24 protein-coding genes are annotated in these 20,777 nt (G+C 69.7%); 13 read left to right on the forward strand and 11 right to left on the reverse strand.

The genetic code is table 11. The features are described from left to right. Positions 1–96 precede the first annotated feature (96 nt). Positions 97–1,185, forward strand: coding sequence for an HlyD family secretion protein (locus FFK22_RS09700; RefSeq protein WP_138885823.1), 1,089 nt, complete (start codon positions 97–99; stop codon positions 1,183–1,185). After that, the gene (locus tag FFK22_RS09705; protein ID WP_221938499.1) at positions 1,182–2,783 is read left to right on the forward strand and encodes a DHA2 family efflux MFS transporter permease subunit; all 1,602 of its coding nucleotides are present in this window, start codon (positions 1,182–1,184) and stop codon (positions 2,781–2,783) included. The genes FFK22_RS09700 and FFK22_RS09705 overlap by 4 nt, the downstream gene beginning before the upstream one ends. Before the next feature lie 15 nt (positions 2,784–2,798). On the opposite strand, the gene FFK22_RS09710 is transcribed toward FFK22_RS09705, so the two are convergent. Together FFK22_RS09710 and rho are read right to left on the reverse strand one after the other, a co-directional pair. Then, the gene (locus FFK22_RS09710) at positions 2,799–3,164 is read right to left on the reverse strand and encodes a hypothetical protein (protein WP_138885822.1); all 366 of its coding nucleotides are present in this window, start codon (positions 3,162–3,164) and stop codon (positions 2,799–2,801) included. Between the two features lie 146 nt (positions 3,165–3,310). Next, positions 3,311–4,567: a transcription termination factor Rho gene (gene rho / locus FFK22_RS09715; protein ID WP_138885821.1), complete on the reverse strand. Its 1,257-nt coding sequence runs from the start codon at positions 4,565–4,567 to the stop codon at positions 3,311–3,313. Positions 4,568–4,967: 400 nt separating this feature from the next. Here rho and FFK22_RS09720 point away from each other — a divergent pair, with 400 nt between their 5' ends. Beyond that, positions 4,968–5,273, forward strand: a complete 306-nt coding sequence (locus FFK22_RS09720) for a hypothetical protein (protein ID WP_138885820.1) — start codon at positions 4,968–4,970, stop codon at positions 5,271–5,273. 6 nt (positions 5,274–5,279) lie between these two features. Here the strand turns inward: FFK22_RS09720 and hemJ are convergent, their stop codons facing one another. Genes hemJ through hemE form a run of 3 tightly spaced genes read right to left on the reverse strand, consistent with a single transcriptional unit; the run spans position 5,280 to position 7,842 of the window. Then, entirely contained in the window at positions 5,280–5,717 is a 438-nt protein-coding gene (hemJ, locus tag FFK22_RS09725) for a protoporphyrinogen oxidase HemJ (protein ID WP_138885819.1), read from the reverse strand. A gap of 17 nt (positions 5,718–5,734) precedes the next feature. Continuing rightward, positions 5,735–6,772, reverse strand: a complete 1,038-nt coding sequence (gene hemH / locus FFK22_RS09730; protein WP_138885818.1) for a ferrochelatase — start codon at positions 6,770–6,772, stop codon at positions 5,735–5,737. After that, entirely contained in the window at positions 6,769–7,842 is a 1,074-nt protein-coding gene (gene hemE, locus FFK22_RS09735) for a uroporphyrinogen decarboxylase (protein ID WP_138885817.1), read from the reverse strand. Before hemE ends, hemH begins: the two co-directional genes overlap by 4 nt. Before the next feature lie 364 nt (positions 7,843–8,206). Here hemE and FFK22_RS09740 point away from each other — a divergent pair, with 364 nt between their 5' ends. The 5 genes from FFK22_RS09740 to dnaQ are packed head-to-tail and all read left to right on the forward strand — an operon-like array spanning position 8,207 to position 11,781. Continuing rightward, a complete protein-coding gene (locus FFK22_RS09740) occupies positions 8,207–9,046 on the forward strand; it encodes a pyruvate, water dikinase regulatory protein (RefSeq protein ID WP_138885816.1) in 840 nt (279 codons plus the stop codon). After that, positions 9,043–9,639 carry a nucleoside triphosphate pyrophosphatase gene (locus tag FFK22_RS09745; RefSeq protein WP_138885815.1) on the forward strand — a complete coding sequence of 199 codons (597 nt, stop codon included), beginning with the start codon at positions 9,043–9,045 and terminating at the stop codon, positions 9,637–9,639. The genes FFK22_RS09740 and FFK22_RS09745 overlap by 4 nt, the downstream gene beginning before the upstream one ends. Further along, positions 9,636–10,475, forward strand: a complete 840-nt coding sequence (locus FFK22_RS09750; protein WP_138885814.1) for a shikimate dehydrogenase — start codon at positions 9,636–9,638, stop codon at positions 10,473–10,475. Before FFK22_RS09745 ends, FFK22_RS09750 begins: the two co-directional genes overlap by 4 nt. Before the next feature lie 2 nt (positions 10,476–10,477). Beyond that, complete coding sequence (coaE, locus tag FFK22_RS09755) at positions 10,478–11,104, forward strand: dephospho-CoA kinase (RefSeq protein ID WP_138885813.1); 627 nt, start codon at positions 10,478–10,480, stop codon at positions 11,102–11,104. Next, positions 11,104–11,781, forward strand: coding sequence for a DNA polymerase III subunit epsilon (dnaQ, locus tag FFK22_RS09760; RefSeq protein WP_138885812.1), 678 nt, complete (start codon positions 11,104–11,106; stop codon positions 11,779–11,781). Before coaE ends, dnaQ begins: the two co-directional genes overlap by 1 nt. A 124-nt stretch (positions 11,782–11,905) precedes the next feature. On the opposite strand, the gene secB is transcribed toward dnaQ, so the two are convergent. Beyond that, complete coding sequence (secB, locus tag FFK22_RS09765; RefSeq protein WP_138885811.1) at positions 11,906–12,403, reverse strand: protein-export chaperone SecB; 498 nt, start codon at positions 12,401–12,403, stop codon at positions 11,906–11,908. A 98-nt stretch (positions 12,404–12,501) separates the two neighbouring features. Then, on the reverse strand, positions 12,502–13,026 hold the full coding sequence (locus tag FFK22_RS09770) for an FxsA family protein (protein ID WP_138885810.1): 525 nt from the start codon (positions 13,024–13,026) through the stop codon (positions 12,502–12,504). A gap of 202 nt (positions 13,027–13,228) precedes the next feature. On the opposite strand from FFK22_RS09770, the gene FFK22_RS09775 reads away from it, so the two are divergent. Further along, positions 13,229–13,894 (forward strand): Tim44/TimA family putative adaptor protein, encoded by a 666-nt coding sequence (locus tag FFK22_RS09775; protein ID WP_138885809.1) that lies wholly within the window; start codon positions 13,229–13,231, stop codon positions 13,892–13,894. 274 nt (positions 13,895–14,168) lie between these two features. Then, entirely contained in the window at positions 14,169–14,543 is a 375-nt protein-coding gene (locus FFK22_RS09780; RefSeq protein ID WP_186002396.1) for a Smr/MutS family protein, read from the forward strand. Between the two features lie 175 nt (positions 14,544–14,718). Here FFK22_RS09780 and FFK22_RS09785 read toward each other — a convergent pair whose 3' ends face one another. Both FFK22_RS09785 and FFK22_RS09790 read right to left on the reverse strand, forming a co-directional pair. Then, entirely contained in the window at positions 14,719–14,970 is a 252-nt protein-coding gene (locus FFK22_RS09785; protein ID WP_138885807.1) for an AbrB/MazE/SpoVT family DNA-binding domain-containing protein, read from the reverse strand. A gap of 65 nt (positions 14,971–15,035) precedes the next feature. After that, positions 15,036–15,926, reverse strand: a complete 891-nt coding sequence (locus tag FFK22_RS09790; protein WP_138885806.1) for a LysR substrate-binding domain-containing protein — start codon at positions 15,924–15,926, stop codon at positions 15,036–15,038. Positions 15,927–16,035: 109 nt separating this feature from the next. Between FFK22_RS09790 and FFK22_RS09795 the strand changes: the two genes are divergently transcribed. The 3 genes from FFK22_RS09795 to FFK22_RS09805 all read left to right on the forward strand — a co-directional run bounded on the left by FFK22_RS09795 (position 16,036) and on the right by FFK22_RS09805 (position 18,544). Continuing rightward, positions 16,036–16,692 carry an FMN-dependent NADH-azoreductase gene (locus tag FFK22_RS09795; RefSeq protein ID WP_138885805.1) on the forward strand — a complete coding sequence of 219 codons (657 nt, stop codon included), beginning with the start codon at positions 16,036–16,038 and terminating at the stop codon, positions 16,690–16,692. Between the two features lie 56 nt (positions 16,693–16,748). After that, on the forward strand, positions 16,749–17,072 hold the full coding sequence (locus FFK22_RS09800; protein WP_138885804.1) for a hypothetical protein: 324 nt from the start codon (positions 16,749–16,751) through the stop codon (positions 17,070–17,072). A gap of 89 nt (positions 17,073–17,161) precedes the next feature. Further along, positions 17,162–18,544 carry an esterase-like activity of phytase family protein gene (locus FFK22_RS09805; RefSeq protein ID WP_138885803.1) on the forward strand — a complete coding sequence of 461 codons (1,383 nt, stop codon included), beginning with the start codon at positions 17,162–17,164 and terminating at the stop codon, positions 18,542–18,544. A 36-nt stretch (positions 18,545–18,580) separates the two neighbouring features. Here the strand turns inward: FFK22_RS09805 and FFK22_RS09810 are convergent, their stop codons facing one another. Continuing rightward, complete coding sequence (locus tag FFK22_RS09810) at positions 18,581–19,402, reverse strand: MBL fold metallo-hydrolase (RefSeq protein ID WP_221938500.1); 822 nt, start codon at positions 19,400–19,402, stop codon at positions 18,581–18,583. Positions 19,403–19,423: 21 nt separating this feature from the next. Beyond that, a complete protein-coding gene (gene hslU / locus FFK22_RS09815) occupies positions 19,424–20,740 on the reverse strand; it encodes an ATP-dependent protease ATPase subunit HslU (protein WP_138885801.1) in 1,317 nt (438 codons plus the stop codon). Between the last annotated feature and the right edge of the window lie 37 nt (positions 20,741–20,777).

Raw genomic sequence — 20,777 nt, forward strand, 5'->3', positions numbered from 1 at the left:
GAACCGTTCAGTTTCGTCTTGACAAGAGATACGCCGAACAGCAATTTTCGGCAACAAGACTGAACGGTTCAGTTCATCCCCCTCCCGGTTGCCCCCATGCGCAAGCCCATCATCGTCGTTGCGGCCCTGGCCGCCATCGCCGCCGCCGGCACGTTCGGCTACCGGTGGTGGACCGTCGACCGGTTCTTCGAGACCACCGACAACGCCTATGTGCAGAGCGACACCGCCGCGCTCAGCCCGCAGGTCGAGGGTTCGGTGGTGGCGGTGCTGGTCACCGACAACCAGATGGTCAAGGCCGGCGACCCGCTGGTCCGCATCGACGACCGCGACTACCGCGCCCAGCTGGCGCAGGCGAAGGCGGAGCTGTCGGCTCAAGCTGCGACGCTGGCCTCGATCGAGCAGCAGCTGGCGCTGCAGGATTCGATGATCGCCCAGGCCAAGGCCAGCGTCGACCAGGCGGCCGCGACCCTGGCCCAGACCGGCAACGACCTGGAGCGGGCGCGCCGGCTGTGGGACACCCGCAACGGCAGCCAGCAGGCCTTCGAGACCGCCGACACCGAGCACAAGCGCGCCGACGCGGCGCTGGCCAGCGCCCAGGCGGCGCTGACCAACCAGCAGGGCCAGACCGCGATCCTGCAGGCCTCGCACCGCCAGGCCCAGGCCCAGATCGAGCGGCTGACCGCCTCGGTCGACCTAGCCCAGATCAGCCTCGACCGCACCGTGATCCATGCCCCGGTCGACGGCGTCGTCGGCAACAAGGGGGTCGAGGTCGGCCAGTACGTCAAGGCCGGCACCCAGCTGATGTCCGTCGTGCCGCTGCCCAACGTCTATGTCGTCGCCAATTTCAAGGAGACGCAGCTGGCCGAGATGCGGGTCGGCCAGACGGTGACGCTGTCGGTCGACGCCTTCCCGGGCAAGTCGCTGACCGGCAAGGTCGAGAGCTTCGCCCCGGCCAGCGGCGCCGAGTTCAGCCTGCTGCCGCCGGAGAACGCGACCGGCAATTTCACCAAGATCGTGCAGCGCGTGCCGGTGCGCATCGCCGTTCCGCCCGGCAGCGAGCTGAGCGGCCTGCTGCGGCCCGGCCTGTCGGTCGGCGTCGCCGTCGACACCCGCGAGGAAGGCACCGGCCCGCTGCTGGCCAGCGGCATCTTCGGCGCCGCCATGGCCGCCGAGTTCCGGCGGTGAGCACCACCACCGCCGACGCGCTGCCGGCGCCCGCCCCGGCGGCGCCGAAGCGCGCCGGCGCCGGCACGCGCGAGACCATCGGCTTCTTCACCATGGTCGTCGGCATGTTCATGGCGATCCTGGACATCCAGATCGTCTCCAGCTCGATCAGCGAGATCCAGGCCGGGCTCGCGGCCAGCCCGGACGAGATCAGCTGGGTGCAGACCGCCTATCTGATCGCCGAGGTGGTGATGATCCCGCTGTCGGGGTTCCTCTCCCGCCTGCTGTCGACCCGCATCCTCTACGTCATCTCGGCGGCCAGCTTCACCCTCGCCAGCCTGGCCTGCGCGGTGGCCTGGAACATCGAATCGATGATCGTGTTCCGGGCGCTGCAGGGCTTCCTCGGCGGGGCGATGATCCCGACCGTCTTCGCCGCCTCCTTCATCCTGTTCCCGCCGGAGCGGCGGGCCGGAATCTCGGTGCTGATCGGCCTGGTGGCGACCATGGCGCCGACCATCGGCCCGACGCTCGGCGGCTACCTGACCCAGGCCTTCTCCTGGCACTGGCTGTTCCTGATCAACCTCGTGCCGGGCGTGCTGGTGACCACCGGGGTGTGGTTCCTGGTCAAGTTCGACAAGCCGAATCTCGAGCTGCTGAAGGGCTTCGACTTCGCCGGGCTGGCGCTGATGGCGCTGTTCCTCGGCAGCCTCGAATATGTGTTCGAGGAGGGGCCGCGCTGGGACTGGTTCGAGGACCAGTCGATCTTCACCTTCGCCGTGATCGGCACGCTGGCCGGGCTCGGCTTCTTCGCCCGGGTGCTGAGCGCGCGGAACCCGATCGTCGACCTGCGCGCCTTCGCCGACCGCAACTTCTCGCTCGGCTGCATGTTCAGCCTGATCATCGGCGTCGGCCTGTACGGCGCGGTCTACATCGTGCCCCTGTTCCTCGCCCGGGTCCGCGGCCTGAACAGCCTGCAGATCGGCGAGATCATGTTCGTCACCGGCGTGTTCCAGTTCATCTCGGCGCCGCTGGCCGGCATGCTGTCGAAGAAGCTGGACCTGCGGCTGATGCTGGGCATCGGCCTCGTCGCCTTCGGCACTGGGGTCTATCTGATGACCTGGATCACCGCCGATTGGAGCTTCTGGGAGCTGTTCTGGCCGCAGGCGATCCGCGGCATGTCGCTGATGCTGCTGTTCCTGCCGATCAACACGCTGGCCCTCGGCACCCTGCCGCCCGACAAGATCAAGAACGCATCCGGCCTCTACAACCTGATGCGCAACATGGGCGGCGCGTTCGGCCTGGCCGGGATCAACACGGTGATGATCGACCGGGCGGCGCTGCACGGCTCGCGCATCGCCGAGCACGTCACCCTGACCAACCCGCAGGTGCAGGCGACGGTCGACAATTTCAGCCAGATGTTCACCGCGGCCGGCCTCGGCAACCCCGATCTCGCCGCGGTGAAGATGCTGGACAACATGGTGCTGAAGCAGGCGCAGGTGCTGACCTTCGCCGACTGCTTCCTGCTGATGGCGCTGTTGTTCTATGCCGGGCTGCTGCTGATGCCGCTCTTGCGCGCGCCGAAGCCGGCCCCCGGCAGCGGTGGGGGTGGCGGTCACTGAGGCGGCGCTCGGGCCTCAGACCGGCGGCAGCGTCGCCCCGTTTCGGGCATAGACCTGGGCGATCCGACAGCTCAGCGGGTCGTACTGGACCACGATCGCGCCCGGCTGGCCGGGCTGCTTAACCCAGGCCTGGCGCGCCGCCAGGCTGTACTCGGTCGGAGAGCCGGGCGTGAACGGCGCGATCTCGATGCTGGAGATGCCGCCGGCTGTGAGGTGGTAAGCCGCAAGTGCGCCGGCGACGGGGCCGGAGCAGGCGTCGTTTCCCATCAAGCTGCGGACCTTCTCGGCCAGGGCCGGATCGGGCGTCGCCGAGGGCGGGACCAGGCCGGCGCAGCCCGACAGCGCCAGGATGAATGCGAAGCTAGGACGAAGCTTGGCCATGCCGATCCCCCACAGGCTGGTTTCGCCAGCGAAATGGTGTTGCGCGCGCGCCCGGTCAACCGGGCCGGACCGCAGCGCTGCCCTGAAACGGCACGGGCCGCCGGTCCTGCGACCGGCGGCCCGTCCGTCATCCCTGGCAGGATGCGTTACTGATTCATGCTCTCGAAGAAATCCGCGTTCGACTTGCTGTGCTTCAGCTTGTCCATCAGGAATTCCATCGCATCCGTCGGGCCCATCGGCATCAGGATGCGGCGCAGCACCCACATCTTCGACATGGTGCCCTTGTCGACCAGCAGCTCTTCCTTGCGGGTGCCGGACTTGCCGATGTCGATCGACGGGAAGGTGCGGCGGTCGGACAGCTTGCGGTCGAGGATGATCTCGGAGTTGCCGGTGCCCTTGAACTCTTCGAAGATCACCTCGTCCATCCGGCTGCCGGTGTCGATCAGCGCGGTGGCGATGATGGTCAGGCTGCCGCCTTCCTCGATGTTGCGGGCGGCGCCGAAGAAGCGCTTCGGCCGCTGCAGCGCATTGGCGTCGACACCACCGGTCAGCACCTTGCCCGAGGACGGCACCACAGTGTTGTAGGCGCGCGCCAGGCGGGTGATCGAATCGAGCAGGATGACCACATCCTTCTTGTGCTCGACCAGGCGCTTGGCCTTCTCGATCACCATCTCGGCCACCTGGACGTGGCGCGTGGCCGGCTCGTCGAAGGTCGAGGAGATGACCTCGCCCTTCACCGACCGGTCCATGTCGGTCACTTCCTCCGGCCGCTCATCGATCAGCAGCACGATCAGGAAGGCGTCCGGGTGGTTCTCGGCGATCGAGTTGGCGATGTTCTGCAGCATCACCGTCTTGCCGGTGCGCGGCGGCGCCACGATCAGGGCGCGCTGGCCCTTGCCGAGGGGCGAGACCAGATCGATGATCCGGCCGGTGACGTTCTTCTTGGTCGGATCGATCAGCTCCATCCGCAACGCTTCGTCGGGATAGAGCGGAGTCAGGTTGTCGAAGGTGACCCGGTGCCGGACGTTGTCCGGCTCCTCGAAATTGATCTTGTTGACCTTGGTGAGCGCGAAATAGTGCTCGTTTTCCTTCGGGGCGCGGATCTCGCCCTCGATGGTGTCGCCGGTGCGCACGCCGAAGCGGCGGATCTGCTGCGGCGACACATAGATGTCGTCCGGTCCCGGCAGGTAATTCGATTCCGGGGAGCGCAGGAAGCCGAACCCGTCGGACAGCACTTCGAGCACGCCGGATCCAAAAATAGCGACGTCGTTTTCAGCCAGCTGCTTGAGGATGGCGAACATCATGTCCTGCTTGCGCAGCATGCTCGCGTTTTCGACCTCAAGTTCTTCGGCATAGGCGAGAAGCTCGCTGGGAGTCTTCTCTTTCAGTTCTTGCAGATGCATGGGGACCCTGATGGGCGTGGACAGATCGCCGGCGGCGCGGCGTCTTTGGATAGGTGTCTCGCTGGAAGCCTCGGTCCACGGCACGAAGGGCTCGACCGCGCCGGCGCTTCGAATGAGCCCCGGATGACCGCTGAGAACAGCAGATGGTTATCGAATGACTTGCCGCAAGTCAATCGTGCTGCCGCGTCCGGCGGCATATTGCGCCGCCGGGGCAGACGCGGGAGGATCTTTCAGGGGACAGGACATAGTCGATTCATTTTCAGGAGGGGGATTGCCGATGAGGAATGCCGTCGTTCTGGCGGTCGCGGCCACGCTTGGCCTGGGCGGCTGCAACACGTCACAGCCGAAGCCAGCAGCGCCGACGATCACTGTGAACGGCTCGCCGCAACCCAGAGACGTCGTGGCGAGCCTGAGACCCGCCGAATGCCGCACGCCGCGCGACCAGCCCGGTGACTATCGATACTCCGGCGGCCAAGGGGACCGGCTGGAGACGGCGATCGTCATCGAGGGCGCTCTCACCGAGCCGACCGGCGTCAATGCCGAATACGTCTATGTCGCTCGGCACCTGCCCGGATGGGCGGTTTGCGGCCAGGCGCTGGTCAATCCAGGGAGCCGGGTCTACGACCAGCTGGATCTGGCTGATGCCGCCGGGAAGCGCCGGTCGATCTTCTTCGACATCACCAGCTGGTTCGGCAAGCTATACTGACCACCGTCAGAACGGCCGCACGATCACCATGACCAGGATGATGAAGAGCAGCAGCGCCGGCACCTCGTTGACGATGCGGTAGAAGCGCTCGCTATGGGGGTTGCGGCCCTCGGCGAAACCGCGGCGCCAGCGGATGCACATGTGGTGCAGCACGGTCAGGATGACAACCCCCGTCAGCTTCACATGCAGCCAGCCCTCGGCGAAGAAGGCCCAGTCGGTCAGCCACAGCATGGTGATGCCGAACACCCAGGTCAGCACCGCCGAGGGCAGCATGATGCCGCGCATCAGCCGCCGCTCCATCACCCCGAAGCGCTCGTATTCCGGCGTGCCCGGCGTGGTCTGGGAGTGGTAGACAAACAGCCGCGGCAGGTACAGCATCCCCGCCATCCACGAGATCACGAAGAAAACGTGCAGCGCCTTGATCCAGAGGTAGAGAGCCGCCATTCGGTTTGGTCCTCGCTCTAAGCCGCCTTGCTGGGACACCCCGAGAACGCCGCCGGGCAGATCCGGCCGCCATCCCCAGCCTCGCACGCCGTCCCCCGGCGATGCCCGGCCCGCACCAGGTCGGCCAGGCCGGCGATGAAGCCTTCCTCGGCGCCGACGGTCGGCACCCGCAGGTAGCACGGCGCGCCCGATTCGTCAGCCAGCTTGCGGTATTCGATGTCGAGCTCGACCAGCGTCTCGGAATGCTCGGAGACGAAGGCGATCGGCACCACCACGATCGGCCGCTTCGCATGGGCGGCCTCGTGGATCACCGCCTCGGTCGACGGCTCGATCCATTTCAGCCGGCCGACCCGGCTCTGATAGGTCGAGACCCAGTCGAGATCGGCGATGCCGGAGGCCTTGGCCAGGGCCGCGGCGGTGCGCTCGCACTGCCACTGATAGGGGTCGCCAGCCTTGACGATCTTCTCCGGCAGGCCGTGGGCCGAGAACAGCACCCGCGGCCGGCCGCAGCGCGCCGCCTCCTCATGCGCGGTACGCAGCCCGGCGGCCATGGTGGCGATGAAACGATCCTCGGTCGGGTAGCAGCAGACCATCCGCGTCGGCGCGTCCAGCCGGGCGATCTTGCAGGCATCGCGCCACATCCGGGCCGACGAGGCCGTCGTCGTGGTCGAAAACTGCGGATACAGCGGCAGCAGGATCACCTCGTCCGGGGCGAAATCCTTCACCAGCATCGCCGTCTCCTGGCTCATCGGGTGCCAGTAGCGCATGGCGATGAAGGCCTTCACCTCGCCGAGATCGGCCAGGGCCTCCTCCAGCGCCCGCGCCTGCGCCTCGGTGTTCGGCAGCAGCGGCGAGCCGCCGCCGATCTCGGCATAGATGTCCTTGGCCAGGCGGGTCCGCTTCCTGGCGATCGCCCAGGCCAGGATCACTCGGGCCGGGTTCGGGATGCGGATGATTGCCGGGTCGGCGAACAGGTTGAACAGGAAGGGCCGGATTGCGTCCGGATTGTCGGGGCCGCCCAGGTTGAACAGGACGACGGCGATCCGGCGGCTCATCCCCGGTCCCCGCGCAGATGCCGGACCAGGGCGGCGACATGCTCCGGCGGCGTCTTCTGCAGCACGCCGTGGCCGAGGTTGAACACGAAGGGACCGTGGCCGAGGGCATCCACGATCGCGTCGGCGGCGCGCAGCATCGGCTCGCCACCGGTCAGCAGGAGGACCGGGTCGAGATTGCCCTGCACGGCCACCTTGGGCTGCAGCGCCCGCGCCGCCCAGCGCGGCGGCACGGTGGTGTCCAGCCCGACCGCGTCGACCCCGGTGCCGGCCAGGTAGCGCTCATACAGCAGCCCGGCGCCACGCGGGAAGCCGATGATCGGCACCCCGGGCGCCCCGGCTCGTACCGCGTCGACGATGCGTCTGGTCGGCGCGATCACCCAGCGCTCGAACTCCGCCTCCGGCAGCACCCCGGCCCAGCTGTCGAACAGCTGCACCACCTCGGCCCCGGCCGCGATCTGGCGCAGCAGATAGGCGGTGGTGGCCTCGACCAGCAGGTCGACCAGCTGGCCGAAGGTCTCCGGCTCGCCATAGGCCAGGCGCTTGACCACGCCGTATTCCTTGCTGCCGCCGCCCTCGACCATATAGGTCGCGACGGTCCAGGGCGCGCCCGCGAAGCCGATCAGGGCGGTCTCGGCCGGCAGGGCCGCCGCCACCCGCCCGACGGTCTCGTAGACCGGTCCCAGCACCTCGTGCAGCCGGCCGGCGGACAGGCGGGCGATGCCGGCCGCGTCGGTCACCGGCTCCAGCTTCGGGCCCTCGCCCTCGACATAGTCCAACGCCTGGCCCAGCGCGTGCGGCACCACCAGGATGTCCGAGAACAGGATCGCCGCGTCCAGCCCGTAGCGGCGGATCGGCTGCAGCGTCACCTCGGCGGCCAGTTCCGGATTGTAGCAGAGGTCGAGAAAGCTGCCGGCCCCGGCGCGGACGGCGCGGTACTCGGGCAGATAGCGCCCGGCCTGGCGCATCAGCCAGATCGGCGGCCGGGCCAGGGTCTCGCCGGCCAGAGCGCGCAGGAACGGCTTCGCCGGCGGCGCGGACGGTTCTTCCCGGCTCTGCCCATCCTTATCCATAAAAGGGAATCCTTGTTTAGAGGATGTAGTGAATCCCTGTGGATAACGGGGATTGTGACTCTTCCACAATCCATCCACAGGGTTTGCCGGCCGGCCCGCGTCTCCCTGTGGAAAGCGGGGAAGACGCGCCCGACTCGCTACACCCTCGCCAACGCCCCTGTCCATAACGGCCGGGAGGACTCGGGGTCGCATCGTCCGGGCTCGCCGCCGCCTTGTCGAGGCCGGGACTCTCGTCCCCAGCCGCATGGAAGAGTCGACGACTCACCCGCGGTCCGGGCGCAGATCGCGTCAAGCCTCGTGAATCCGGCGTTCATCCCGAATTTGCCCACAGACAATCCCCATGCCTCCGGGATACAACGGAGGCATGGCGCAGACGAAGACGTTCCACCTACATCTCGTTTCGGACTCGACCGGCGACACCATTCATAGCGTCGCGCGGGCCTGCCTCGCGCAGTTCGAAGGCGCCGAGCCGATCGAGCATTTCTGGAACCTGGTGCGGACCAACCGGCAGCTCGACATGGTGGTCGAGGAGATCCGCGACCATCCCGGCGTCGTCGTCTTCACTCTGGTCGATGACGGGCTGCGCCACCGGCTGATGGATGTGTGCGGCACGCTCGGCGTGCCCTGCATCTCGGTGCTCGATCCGATCATGGCGGCGCTGGCGCAGCAGCTCGGCATGGCCGGCCACGGCCGGCCGGGCCGGCAGCACGCGATGGACGCGGCCTATTTCCACCGCATCGAGGCGATGGATTACGCGCTGGCGCATGATGACGGCCATCTGACGGTCGACTTCCACCAGGCCGACGTCATCCTGGTCGGCGTGTCCCGCACCTCGAAGACCCCGACCTGCCTTTATCTGGCCAATCGCGGGGTGAAGGCGGCGAATGTGCCCTTCGTCCCTGGCCTGCCGCTGCCGGAAGACCTGCACCGGGTCAGCCGGCCGCTGATCGTCGGGCTGACCAAGGACCCGGAACGGCTGATCCAACTGCGCCGCAACCGCATGCAGATGCTGAACCAGGCCCAGACCACCGACTATGTCGACCCCGAGCAGGTGCGGTCGGAGGTGGCGGAGGCGCGGCGCTATTTCGCCAAGCACCGCTGGCCGGTGCTCGATGTCACCCGCCGCGCCATCGAGGAGACGGCGGCAGAGATCCTGTCGCTGCTGGCCAGGCGCGGGCGCAGCGCGGGGATTCCCGGGGCATGAGCGCAGTGGTCCTGGCCTCCGGCAGCGCCACGCGGCGGGCGATGCTCGAGGCCGCCGGTGTCGCCGTCACCGTCAGCCCGGCGGCGATCGACGAAGGCGAGGTCAAGGCGTCGATGCGGGCCGAGGGCGCGTCCCCGGCCGACGTGGCCGAGGCGCTGGCGGTGTTGAAGGCGCAGCGGGCGTCGCGGCGCCACCCCGGCGCGCTCGTCATCGGCGCCGACCAGATGCTGGATTGCGAGGGCGTCTGGTACGACAAGCCGGCCAACCGGGCGGCGGCCCGCGACCAGCTGTTGGCGCTGCGCAGCCGCACCCACACCCTGACCTCGACTGCGGTGGCGGTGCGCGACGGCCAGAGGGTCTGGCACGCGACCGACACGGCGAAGCTGACCATGCGGTCGTTCAGCCACGTCTTCCTCGAGGCCTATCTCGATGCTGTCGGCGACGCGGCGCTGTCATCCGTCGGCGGCTACCAGCTGGAGGGTCGCGGGGCGCAGCTCTTCGCCAGGGTCGAGGGCGACCATTTCACCGTGCTGGGCCTGCCGCTGCTGCCGCTGCTCGGCTTCCTGCGCGACCATGGGGTGCTGCCGTCGTGAGCTTGACCGCGAAGGGCCGCCTGGCCGGGGTGATCGGCTGGCCGGTCGGGCATTCCCGTTCGCCGCAGTTGCATGGCCACTGGCTGGCCCGCTACCGGATCGACGGCGCCTATGTGCCGATGGCGGTAGCGCCGGAGCGCCTGGAGGCGGCTCTGCGGGGCCTGACCGCCCTCGGCTACCGCGGCTGCAACGTCACCGTGCCGCACAAGGAGGCGGCGATGGCGCTGGTCGACGAGCTCGACCCGCTGGCCCGGCGCATCGCCGCGGTCAACACCATCGTGGTGCGCGAGGATGGCAGCCTGTTCGGCACCAACACCGACGGCTTCGGCTTCCTGGCCAACCTCCAGGCGGGCGCGCCCGCGTGGTCGGCGGGCGCTGGGCCGGCGGTGGTGATCGGCGCCGGCGGCGCGGCGCGGGCGGTGATCGTCGCCCTCGCCGATGCCGGCGCGCCGGAGATCCGCCTGGCCAACCGCACCCGGGCGCGGGCCGAGACCCTGGCGGCGGAGCTCGGCGGGCCCGTCACCGTGGTCGACTGGGCCGACCGGGCCGCGGCGCTGGACGGCGCCGCGCTGCTGGTCAACACCACGACCGAGGGCATGGTCGGCCGGCCGGCGCTGGACCTGTCGCTCGACGCGCTGCCGGTGGTTGCGCTGGTCAACGACATCGTCTATGTGCCGCTGGAGACGCCGCTGCTGGCCGCCGCGCGCGCTCGCGGCAACCCGGTGGTCGACGGCGTCGGCATGCTGCTGCACCAGGCGCGGCCGGGCTTCGAGGCCTGGTTCGGGGTGGCGCCGGTGGTCGATGCCGCGCTGCGGGCGGCCGTGCTGGGGGCCTGACCGTGAGGATCCTGGGCCTGACCGGCTCGATCGGCATGGGCAAGTCGACCGCGGCTGCGATGTTCCGGCACGACGGCATCGCCGTGCACGACGCCGACGCCGCGGTGCACGACCTGCTGCGCCGGGGCGGCGCGGCGGTGCCGGCGGTGGCGCAGGCCTTCCCGGAGGCGGTGCGCGACGGCGCGGTCGACCGCAAGGCGCTGGGCGCGCTGGTCTTCGGCAAGCCGGAGGCGCTGCGCCGGCTCGAGGCGATCCTGCACCCGCTGGTGCGCCGCCGCATGCGCCGCTTCCTGCAGCAGGCCGGGCGGCGCGGCGACCGGCTGGTGGTGCTGGACATCCCGCTGTTGTTCGAGACCGGCGGCGAGCGCTTCTGCGACGCCGTCGCCGTGGTCAGCGCGCCGCGGCTGCTGCAGCGCCAGCGGGTGCTGGCCCGGCCGGGCATGACGCGTGAGAAATTCGCCGCCATCCTGGCGGCGCAGATGCCCGACCGCGAGAAGCGGCGGCGGGCGGATCAGGTGGTGCCGACCGGCCTCGGCCGCCGGCCGACGCGACTGGCCCTGCGGGCGCTGCGGCGGCGGGTGCTGGCCCGGCCGGGGCGGCGCTGGCGGCCCTCATTGAAGGTGGTGTGATGCGCGAGATCGTCCTGGACACCGAAACCACCGGCCTGCATGCGATGGGCGGCGACCGCCTGGTCGAGATCGGCGGGGTCGAGATGATCAATCACGTGCCGACCGGCCGGCACCATCATGTCTACATCAACCCCGAGCGGCTGGTGCCGATGGAGGCCCAGCGGATCCACGGCCTGACCGACGAATTCCTGGCCGACAAGCCGGTCTTCGCCGAGGTGGTGGGCGATTTCCTGGACTTCATCGGCGACGCCAAGCTGGTGATCCACAACGCCGAATTCGACATGGGCTTCCTGAATGCGGAGCTCGGGCGGCTCGGCCTGCCGCCGATCCCGATGGCGCGGTCGATCGACACCGTGGCGCTGGCCCGGCGGCGCTGGCCCGGCGCCCAGGCCTCGCTCGACGCGCTGTGCCGCCGCTTCGGCATCGACAATTCCGGCCGCACCCTGCACGGGGCGCTGCTCGACGCCCAGCTGCTGGCCGAGGTCTGGCTGGAGATGTGCGGCGGCCGCGAGCCGGGCCTGGCCATCACCACGACGGTCGAGATCACCGAGACCACGGTGGTGGTCGAACGCGTCGCCCGCCCGGCCCGGCCGCATGCGCCGACGGCGGAGGAGCTGGCCGCCCACCTCGCCTTCATCCAGGGCCTGACCGACCCGCTGTGGCTGAAGGAAGGCTGAGAGGGCTCGTTTCGCCACCCCAAAAATGTCATGCCCGGGCATGACCCGGGCATCCAGAGACTGTCGAGACCTTCTGGATTGCCGGGTCAAGCCCGGCAATGACAGACAGAGAGGGCGGAAACCCTCAGTTCACGCTCGGCTGGCCCTCGGCCTCGGAGCGGGCGCGCAGGGCGGCCAGCTGGCGGCGGAACAGCTCGGTGAAGTCGATCGGCTGGATCAAGAGCGGCGGGAAGCCGCCGTTGCGGGTCGCCTCGGCGATCACCGACCGGGCGAACGGGAACAGCAGGCGCGGCGCCTCGATCAGCAGCAGCGGCGCCGTCTGCTCCTTGGTCACGTTGGCCAGGGCGACCACGCCGCCATAGCTCAGCTCGCACAGGAAGGTGGCGGCGTCGCCGGTCTTGGCCTCGGCCTTGATGTGCAGCACCACCTCGAAGGCGTTCTCGGCCAGTTGCTGGGTGCGGACGTCGACATTGACCGTGACCTGCGGCGGCGTCGCCTGCTGGGTCAGGCTGCGCGGCGCGTTCGGGTTCTCGAAGGACAGGTCCTTGACGTATTGCGCCGAGATCTGCAGCGAGGGCTGCAACTGCTCGGCGGCGTCCGGCTGCTGGTTGACGTCCGACATGAAAGCTCTCCCTGGAAACTCTGGCTCGGCTGGCCGGCGTAAAGAGGGGTCTCGCTAGCACGGAACCCGTGGCGGCCACAACCGGGGAGGGCGGCCCGTCAGGGCGGCCCGCGGCCGTCCCCGTCATCCGGGCCGCGCCAGCGCGATTCCTCGATCCGCGGCAGCGACGGGTCGCGGCCGCCCTCGGGCTTCACCTCGGTGTAGTCGGCGTCGATCACCGTGCCGCCGCCTCCAGGCCCGCGGCCGCCGGGCCAGACGGTGAAGCCGCCGCGCCGCTTGGCCTGGACGCCGAGCCAGCGGATCAGCATGCGCCGCACCGGCGGCAGCAGCAGCGGCAGCGCCATCAGGTCGCTGAGGAAGCCGGGAAAGATCAGCAGCAGCGCGGCCAGCACCAGCAGGGCGGCATGGGCCACCGGCTCGGCCGGCGGCTCGCCGCGGGCCAGCGCCGTCTGCATCTCGCGCAGGGCCCGCATCCCCTGCCGCTTCAGCAGCAGCGAGCCGATCACGCCGATGGCGATGAACAGCGCCAGGGTTGCGAGCACGCCGATCCAGCGGCCGACCACGATGAACATCGCGATCTCGGCGAGAAGCGGGACAAGAAGCAGCAGGGCGAGAAGGGGCATCGGTTTCCCTTGCCGTTTGGGGGTCGGCAGCCTATCTGTCGGGGGCAGGCGTCGTTCCTGACCGCGCATCCTGGCCCGGACGGCTGTCCGCCGAGTGTTTGCTTCATCCGGACGGGCCGACCAAGAGGTAGTGTCGCGCGGCGCCCGGGTCCAGAGCGATGCATTCGGCGCCGGCTTGGGCGCGCGACAAGTGTAGGGAGCGATGGGCGAAGGCTCTTTCCTCGATATCCTGGTTCTGGCGGTGATCGCCGGGTTCCTGATTCTGCGGCTGCGCAGCGTGCTCGGCCGGCGGACGGGGACGGAGCAGCGGCGGCCGAACCCGATGGCCCAGCAGCCGACGCGGCCCGAGCCCCGCTCGCCCGACAACGTCGTGACCATGCCCGAGCGGCCGCGCGCCGCCGGCAACGGCGACTCCGGCCCCGCCAGCGGGCTGACCCAGATCAAGATCGCCGATCGCAGCTTCAGCGAGAGCAGTTTCGTCGGCGGTGCCCGCGGCGCCTTCAAGATGATCGTCGAGGCCTTCGCCCGCGGCGACACGGCGACGCTGCGCCCGCTCCTGTCCGACGAGCTGTATGACGAGTTCAGCGGCGCGATCCGCGACCGCCTGGCCGCCGGCCACACGCTGGAGGAGACGGTGGAGTCGGTCGACCGCGCCGAGATCATCGACGCCCGGATGGACGGCCGCACCGCCTATGTCACCGTCCGCCTCGCCTCGCGGCAGAAGAGCGCGCTGCGCGACGCCGAGGGCAAGGTGATCGAGGGCAGCCCGGACCAGACGGTCGAGGTCACCGACATCTGGACCTTCGCCCGCAACACTCGCGCCACCGACCCGAACTGGGCGCTGGTCGAGACCCGCGAATCCCACTGACCCGCCGATGCCGTCGCTCCTGACCCGTCCGGCCCGGCCCTGTCCGGGCCGCGGCCGTTCGGCCGAGGATGCCGACCGCTGATCCGGCATGGCCAAGACCCGCAAACCGAGCGAGGAAGAGCGCCGCCTCTGGCGTCTCGTGACGCAGGATGTCGCGCCGTTGCGGCCGACCGACGCGGCATCATCCCCCCCGCCTCCGCCTGAAGCCCCCTCCCCTCCCCCGCCGCGCCCGGCCCCGCCGGGCCAGCGGCCTGCCGCGACGCCGAAGCCGACCGTGCCGGCGGCCGCGCCGAAGCGCCTGCACTCCGGCGACCTGACCGGCATCGATGGCCACCGCGCCGACCGGCTGCGCCGCGGCAAGCAGGAGATCGAGGGCCGGCTCGACCTGCACGGCATGCGCCAGGTCGAGGCGCATGATGCGCTGATCGGCTTCGTCGCCTCGGCCCAGCGGGCGGGCAAGAAGACGCTCCTGGTGATCACCGGCAAGGGCAGCTTCTCGAACGGCGACAGCGTGCTGCGCGCCAATGTGCCGCTGTGGCTGAACGAGCCGCCGCTGCGCGACAAGATCCTGGCGATCACCCCGGCCCATCCCCGCGACGGCGGCTCCGGCGCGCTCTATGTTGTGCTCAAGCGCCGGCGCGAGGGGTAGGCGGCTCGTATCGGCGGGTACGAGCCGATATCATGTCAGCGGCCTGAAACATTAACCCGTCATGGCGAGGCGCGCAGCGCCGTGCCAGGGCCGGTGTCGCTGGATGGCCACGCCCCTTCGGGGCTCGCCATGACAGAAAACAGAACCGAAGAGCCGATCTCAAAGGCCACTGGTGTCATTCCCGCTCGGCTTCGCTCCGTCGCTCGGCCAGGAAGTCATCCACAGACGCTCCCGCCCGATCGCCGAGCAGCCGCCGGGTGAGAGCCTGAGCCTGAGCGACTGCCTCCGCGACCGTCCGGATCCGGATGTCACGGCCGTCGAGTTCAAGCAGGACATCGCCGCCGTGCTCGAGGCCGACAGCGTTCCGCAGTTCCAGCGGGATAGTCATCTGGCCGGATGCGGACACTTTGGCTTTGGCCGACTTCATGGCGCCTACCCGAACGACTGTGGCGGAAAGCATCGCGCTGGTCGTGTTCGGCGGCAAGCCGACGCTCAGCCTGGACGACTGATCGTCCCGAACTCCGCCAGGATCCACTCCCGAACCGCCGTTACCGCCTCGTCCTCGAGGCCAGGGCGGCGGACGAGGTGGAAGCCCATGCCTTCGATCGCCGGGCCGAAGGGTTGGACCAGCGTCCCGGCCGCCAACTCCGCCGCCACCAGGGTCAGGCTCAGCAGGCCGACGCCGGCGCCGGCCGCGACCGCCTGGATGGCGTGGCTCTCATCGGTGCAATGCAGGGCCGAGGCGCTGCGCTCCGGCAGGCCGGCGGCAGCGAACCAGCGCGGCCAGGACGGCTTCTCCGGATGCGGCACGCGCCACTCGAAATGCACTAGGCGATGCTGTGCCAGCTGCTCCGGCGCCGTCAGCCCCAGCGCGGGATGCGCCACCGGTGCCAGCCGGTCGGTGCCCAGCGGCTCGGACCGCAGCCCGGGATACACGCCGCCGCCATAGCGGACGGCCAGGTCGGCGGTGCCAGCGGCCAGATCCACCGGCTCGTCCGCCGCCAGCAGGCGCAGGGTGACGTCCGGCCGCCGTTCCTGGAACGATGCGACGCGAGGCACCAGCAGGCGGGCGGTGAAGGCGCGGGTGGCCGTGAGGGTCACGATGCTCGGCCGGGCCTTGGCCGACAGCCCGTCGATGCTGCGGGCGAAGGCGTCGAAGCCGTCGCGCAGCACCGGGTACAGGCGCTGCGCCGCCTCGGTCATCACCACCTGCCGGGTCCGCCGCTCGAACAGCCGCAGCCCCATCGTCTCCTCCAGCAGGCGGATCTGATGGCTCACGGCCGTCGGGGTCACCAGCAGCTCCTCGGCGGCGCGCTTGAAGCTGAGATGGCGGGCGGCGGCCTCGAAGGCGCGCAGGGCGGCGAGCGGGGGCAGGCGGCGCATGGCGGTCCAGACGGATGAGTTCACCTCAGCCATAAGATGAGGGATTTGCCTTTGTCGGCCAGCCGGAAAGCGCACATCTCCTGGGCCAGAGACCTTCTGGAGCTCAGCCATGACGACGATCCTGCACATCGATTCCAGCGCCCGCCTCGGCCGCTCGCACACCCGCCGCCTGTCGGCCCGCTTCGTCGAGGCCTGGCTGGCCCGCCGGCCGCATGACACGGTGATCCGCCGCGATGTCGGCCTCGAACCGCCGCCGCCGGTGACCGAGGACTGGATCGCCGCCGCCTTCACCCGGCCGGAACGGCGGACGCCGGAGATGCGCGCCACGCTGACGGTCAGCGACGCGCTGGTGGACGAGCTGGAGCGCGCCGACCTGATCGTCGCCGGGGTGCCGATGTACAATTTCGGCCTGCCGGCGCAGATGAAGGCCTGGGTCGACAACATCGTCCGGGTCGGCCGCACCTTCGGCTTCGACCGCAGCCGGCAAGGTGAGCCCTACTGGCCGATGCTGTCCGGCAAGCGGCTGGTGACGCTCGGCGCCCGCGGCGACTGGGGCTACGAGCCAGGCGAAAGGCTGGCCGGGATCAACCATGTCGAGCCGCATCTACAGACCGTGTTCCGCTACATCGGCATCACCGACGCGGTGTCGATCGCGGCGGAATACGACGAATTTGCCGATGAACGGATCCGACAGTCGCTGCAGGCGGCGGAAGCCGAGATCGACCGGCTGGTGGCGCGAATGACCGACGAGGCCGTCGCAGCTTGACGACACGGGCCCGGGGGCGCTGAGCTGAAGCGCCGCCCTCATCCGCCCGGACATCGATGACAGCATCTTTCAGCACCGAGGCCCGACACCGTCTCGGCACCGTGCTGGAAGGCGCCGGATTCCGTTGGGTGGCGGGGCGGGACGATCCGCAGAGCTTCGGCGACGGGTATGTCGATGCCTTTTCGCCGATAGCCTGCCTGCGCATTGTCCGGGACCGGGGACAGGTGTTCCTGCAGGCCCGGCCCGCCGATGCCGAGGAGTGGATGGCGGTCGAGCGCCTCGTGCCCGCTTTGCCCGGCCCGGCGCCCACGCTGGACGCCGCTTCGAGCTACCTCGAGGCGCATCTCAGCGCCCTTGTCGCGGCGGTAGCCGGCCCATAGCGGACGACCCGAGACTTTCACACAGCCGTCATCCGGCCGTCATCGGCCGTCCCCACTCTCCCGCCGCGTTTCGTCCGAGAGGGGGTCCCATGCTTCCGTTCCGCAGTGTCGCCGTTTCCTTGCTTGTCCTGACCCTGTCCGCCGCCGGCGCCCTGGCGGGCGACGACCCGGCGCCGCAGACCTATCCGGCGGTGCTGGAAGGCCATGCCGTGCTGCCGGCGATGACCTTCGCCGCGCCGCCGGCCGATGCGCCGGCGATGTTCGCCACCTCGGCCAAGTTCGCCGGCCCGACGCTGGCCCGGATCGACCGGCCGTTCAGCGTCATGGGCGCCACCGGAGCCAAGGACGCCGTGCGCGAGACCGGGGTGCTGTTCCCCTTCGTCGGCCAGGCGGTGCAGGGCTTCAGCGGGATCCGGCCGGTCGGCAACGGCGAATACGTCGTCATCACCGACAACGGCTTCGGCGCCAAGGCGAACTCGCCGGACGCGATGCTGATGGTGCACCGGGTGAAGCCGGACTGGCAGGCCGGTCGCGTGTCGGTGCTGAACACGCTGTTCCTGAGCGATCCGGACCGGAAGGTGCCGTTCCGCATCGTCACCGAGGCGACCAAGGAGCGCTACCTGACCGGCGCCGATTTCGACATCGAATCGGTGCAGCTGGTCGGCGACCACTACTGGTTCGGCGACGAGCTGGGCCCGTTCCTGATCGAGACCGACGCCACCGGCCGGGTGCTGACCGTGGTCGACACGGTGGTCGACGGCAAGCCGGTGCGCTCGCCCGACAACCCCTACATCACCATGCCCGGCGCCCCCGGCCCGGTCGCCTTCGAATCGCGCCGCAGCAAGGGCTTCGAGGGCATGGCGGCGTCCGAGGACGGCAAGACCCTGTACCCGCTGCTCGAAGGCGGGCTGTGGGACCCGGCCAAGGCCGCGCCGGAGGCCGACACCCAGGGTCATGAGGTACTCCGGGTGCTGGAATTCGACGTCGCATCGAAAAAATTCACCGGCAAGTCCTGGAAGTACCGGCTCGAGGCCAACGGCAACTCGATCGGCGATTTCAACCTGATCGGCGGCACCCGCGGCCTGATCATCGAGCGCGACCAGGGCGAGGGCGACGCGGCCAAGGCCTGCCAGGGCGCGCCGAAGCCGGACTGCTTCGCCACCCCGGCCAAGCTGAAGCGGGTGTTCCTGGTCGACCTGGCGGATGCCGATGCCGACGGCGTGCTGCGCAAGATCGGCTCGATCGACCTGCTGGCGCTCCAGGACCCGCAGCACAAGGCGCGCCAGGGCGGGCATGACGGGGTGCTGAGCTTCCCCTTCGTCACCATCGAGAACGTGGCGCGGGTCGATGCCGACCACATCATCGTCGCCAACGACAACAACCTGCCCTTCTCCTCCGGCCGCGCGGTCGACCGGCAGGACGACGAGGAGTTCGTGCTGCTCAAGGTCACCGAGCTGCTGAACGCGAAGTAGCAGGGGCGGCCCCCGCCGGGTGGTCCTGCGGGGGCCTCAGCCCTCGACGAAGCGCCAGCCCCGGTCGCCGGCTTCGATCCGGCCGATCGGGCTGACATGGCTGCCGGTGACCCGCCAGCCTTGCCCGGCCGCCCGCTTCAGCAGGAAGCGCCGGCTCTGCACCGCCAGCGCCGGATCGAGGTCGTATTCGAGGCCGGCATCCGGGTCTTCGACCTGCACGGCGCCGAGGTGGAAGGCATCCGCCCAGATCAGCAAGGCGTCCCGGCCTTCGCCGATCAGATAGCCGCTGTGCCCGGGCGTATGGCCGGGCAGCGGCACCGCCTCGACGCCCGGCATGCCCTCGACCGGTCCCGGCGCGATGGTGCGAAGACGGCCGTCATAGGCCCGGGCCAGGGTGGCGACGGTTTTGAAGTTGCCGCGCCGGGCCGGCGGAAAGGTCTCGGCGATGGCCGGGTCGCTGAAGAAGGCGAAATCCCCTTCCGGGAACAGGATCTCGGCTCGCGGCAGCCAGGCCTGGTCGCCGTCGAGCAGGCCGAGGGCGTGGTCGCCGTGCGGATGGGTCAGCAGCACGCGGTCGACCTCTTCCGGGCGCACCCCGGCCGCTGCCAGGGCCGCGCGCGCCTTGCCCAAAGCCGGCCCCCAATGGTCGCCCGTCCCGGCATCGATCAGCGAGACGCCGTTCTCGCCCCGCAGCAGGTAGCAATTGACGTCGATGCTGATCTTGTCGCCGGGCCAGCCGTCGATCAGCCGCCGGCGCGCGTCTTCGCCGGCGGCATGGATCAGCACGGATTTGGGGGCCTCGAAGATGCCGTCGAGGAGCACGGTCAGGTCATAACGGCCGAAGCGCCTCGCGGACATGTCGATTCCTCTCGGCGGCGGCTATAGGATGAACTTGCTCAGATCGGCATTCTTCGTCAGGGCGCCGACCTTGTCGTGGACATAGGCCGCGTCGATCCGCACCGTCTCGCCGGAGCGGTCGGACGCGGTGAAGCTGACCTCGTCCAGCAGGCGTTCCAACACCGTGTGCAGCCGCCGGGCGCCGATGTTCTCGACCGCGCGGTTGACCTCCGCCGCCAGGTCGGCCAGGGCGTCGATCGCGTCCTCGGTGAAGTCCAGCGTCACCTCTTCCGTGCCCAGCAGCGCCGTGTACTGCTTGACCAGGCTGTGCTCCGGCTCGGTCAGGATGCGGCGGAAATCGTCGCGCGACAGGGCCTGCAGCTCGACCCGGATCGGCAGCCGGCCCTGCAGCTCCGGCAGCAGGTCGGACGGCTTGGCCAGCTGGAATGCGCCCGAGGCGATGAACAGGATGTAGTCGGTGCGCACCGTGCCGTATTTGGTCGCCACCTGGGTGCCCTCGATCAGCGGCAGCAGGTCGCGCTGCACGCCCTCGCGGCTGACATCGGCGCCGCCGCGCTCCGACCGCGCCGTGATCTTGTCGATCTCGTCCAGGAACACGATGCCGTGCTGCTCGACCAGGTGGATCGCCTCGGCGGTCACCTTCTCCTGGTCCAGAAGCTTGTCCGATTCCTCGGCCAGCAGCACGGCGTGGCTTTCCGACACGCTGAGGCGGCGCGGCTTGGTGCGGTTGCCGAAGGCCTTGCCGAACATGTCGTTGAGGTTGAGCATGCCCATCTGGGCGCCCGGCATGCCCGGAATGTCGAAGGTCGGCAGCCCGCCGCCGGTGTCGGCGACCTGGATCTCGATCTCGCGGTCGTTCAGCGCGCCCTCGCGCAGCATCTTGCGGAACTTCTGCCGGGTCTCGGCCGAGGCGTTGTCGCCGACCAGCGCGTCCAGCACCCGCTCTTCGGCGCGGATCTCGGCCTTGGCCGCGACCTCCTTGCGCAGGGTCTCGCGGGTCATCTTGATCGCGATCTCCAGCAGGTCGCGGATGATCTGCTCGACATCGCGGCCGACATAGCCGACCTCGGTGAACTTGGTGGCCTCGACCTTCAGGAACGGCGCATTGGCCAGCTTCGCCAGGCGGCGCGCGATCTCGGTCTTGCCGACGCCGGTCGGGCCGATCATCAGGATGTTCTTCGGCAGCACCTCCTCGCGCAGCGCCTCGGGCAGCTGCTGGCGGCGCCAGCGGTTGCGGAGCGCGATGGCGACGGCGCGCTTGGCGTCGTGCTGGCCGACGATGAAGCGGTCGAGCTCGGAGACGATCTCGCGCGGGCTGAAATTGGCGGTGTCGGTCATGTCGGGTCCTTCGCGGCCTCGGGTCGGGTGATCGGCA

It is taken from the genome of Mycobacterium sp. KBS0706 (genome assembly GCF_005938675.2).
Classification (GTDB): domain Bacteria; phylum Pseudomonadota; class Alphaproteobacteria; order DSM-16000; family Inquilinaceae; genus Inquilinus.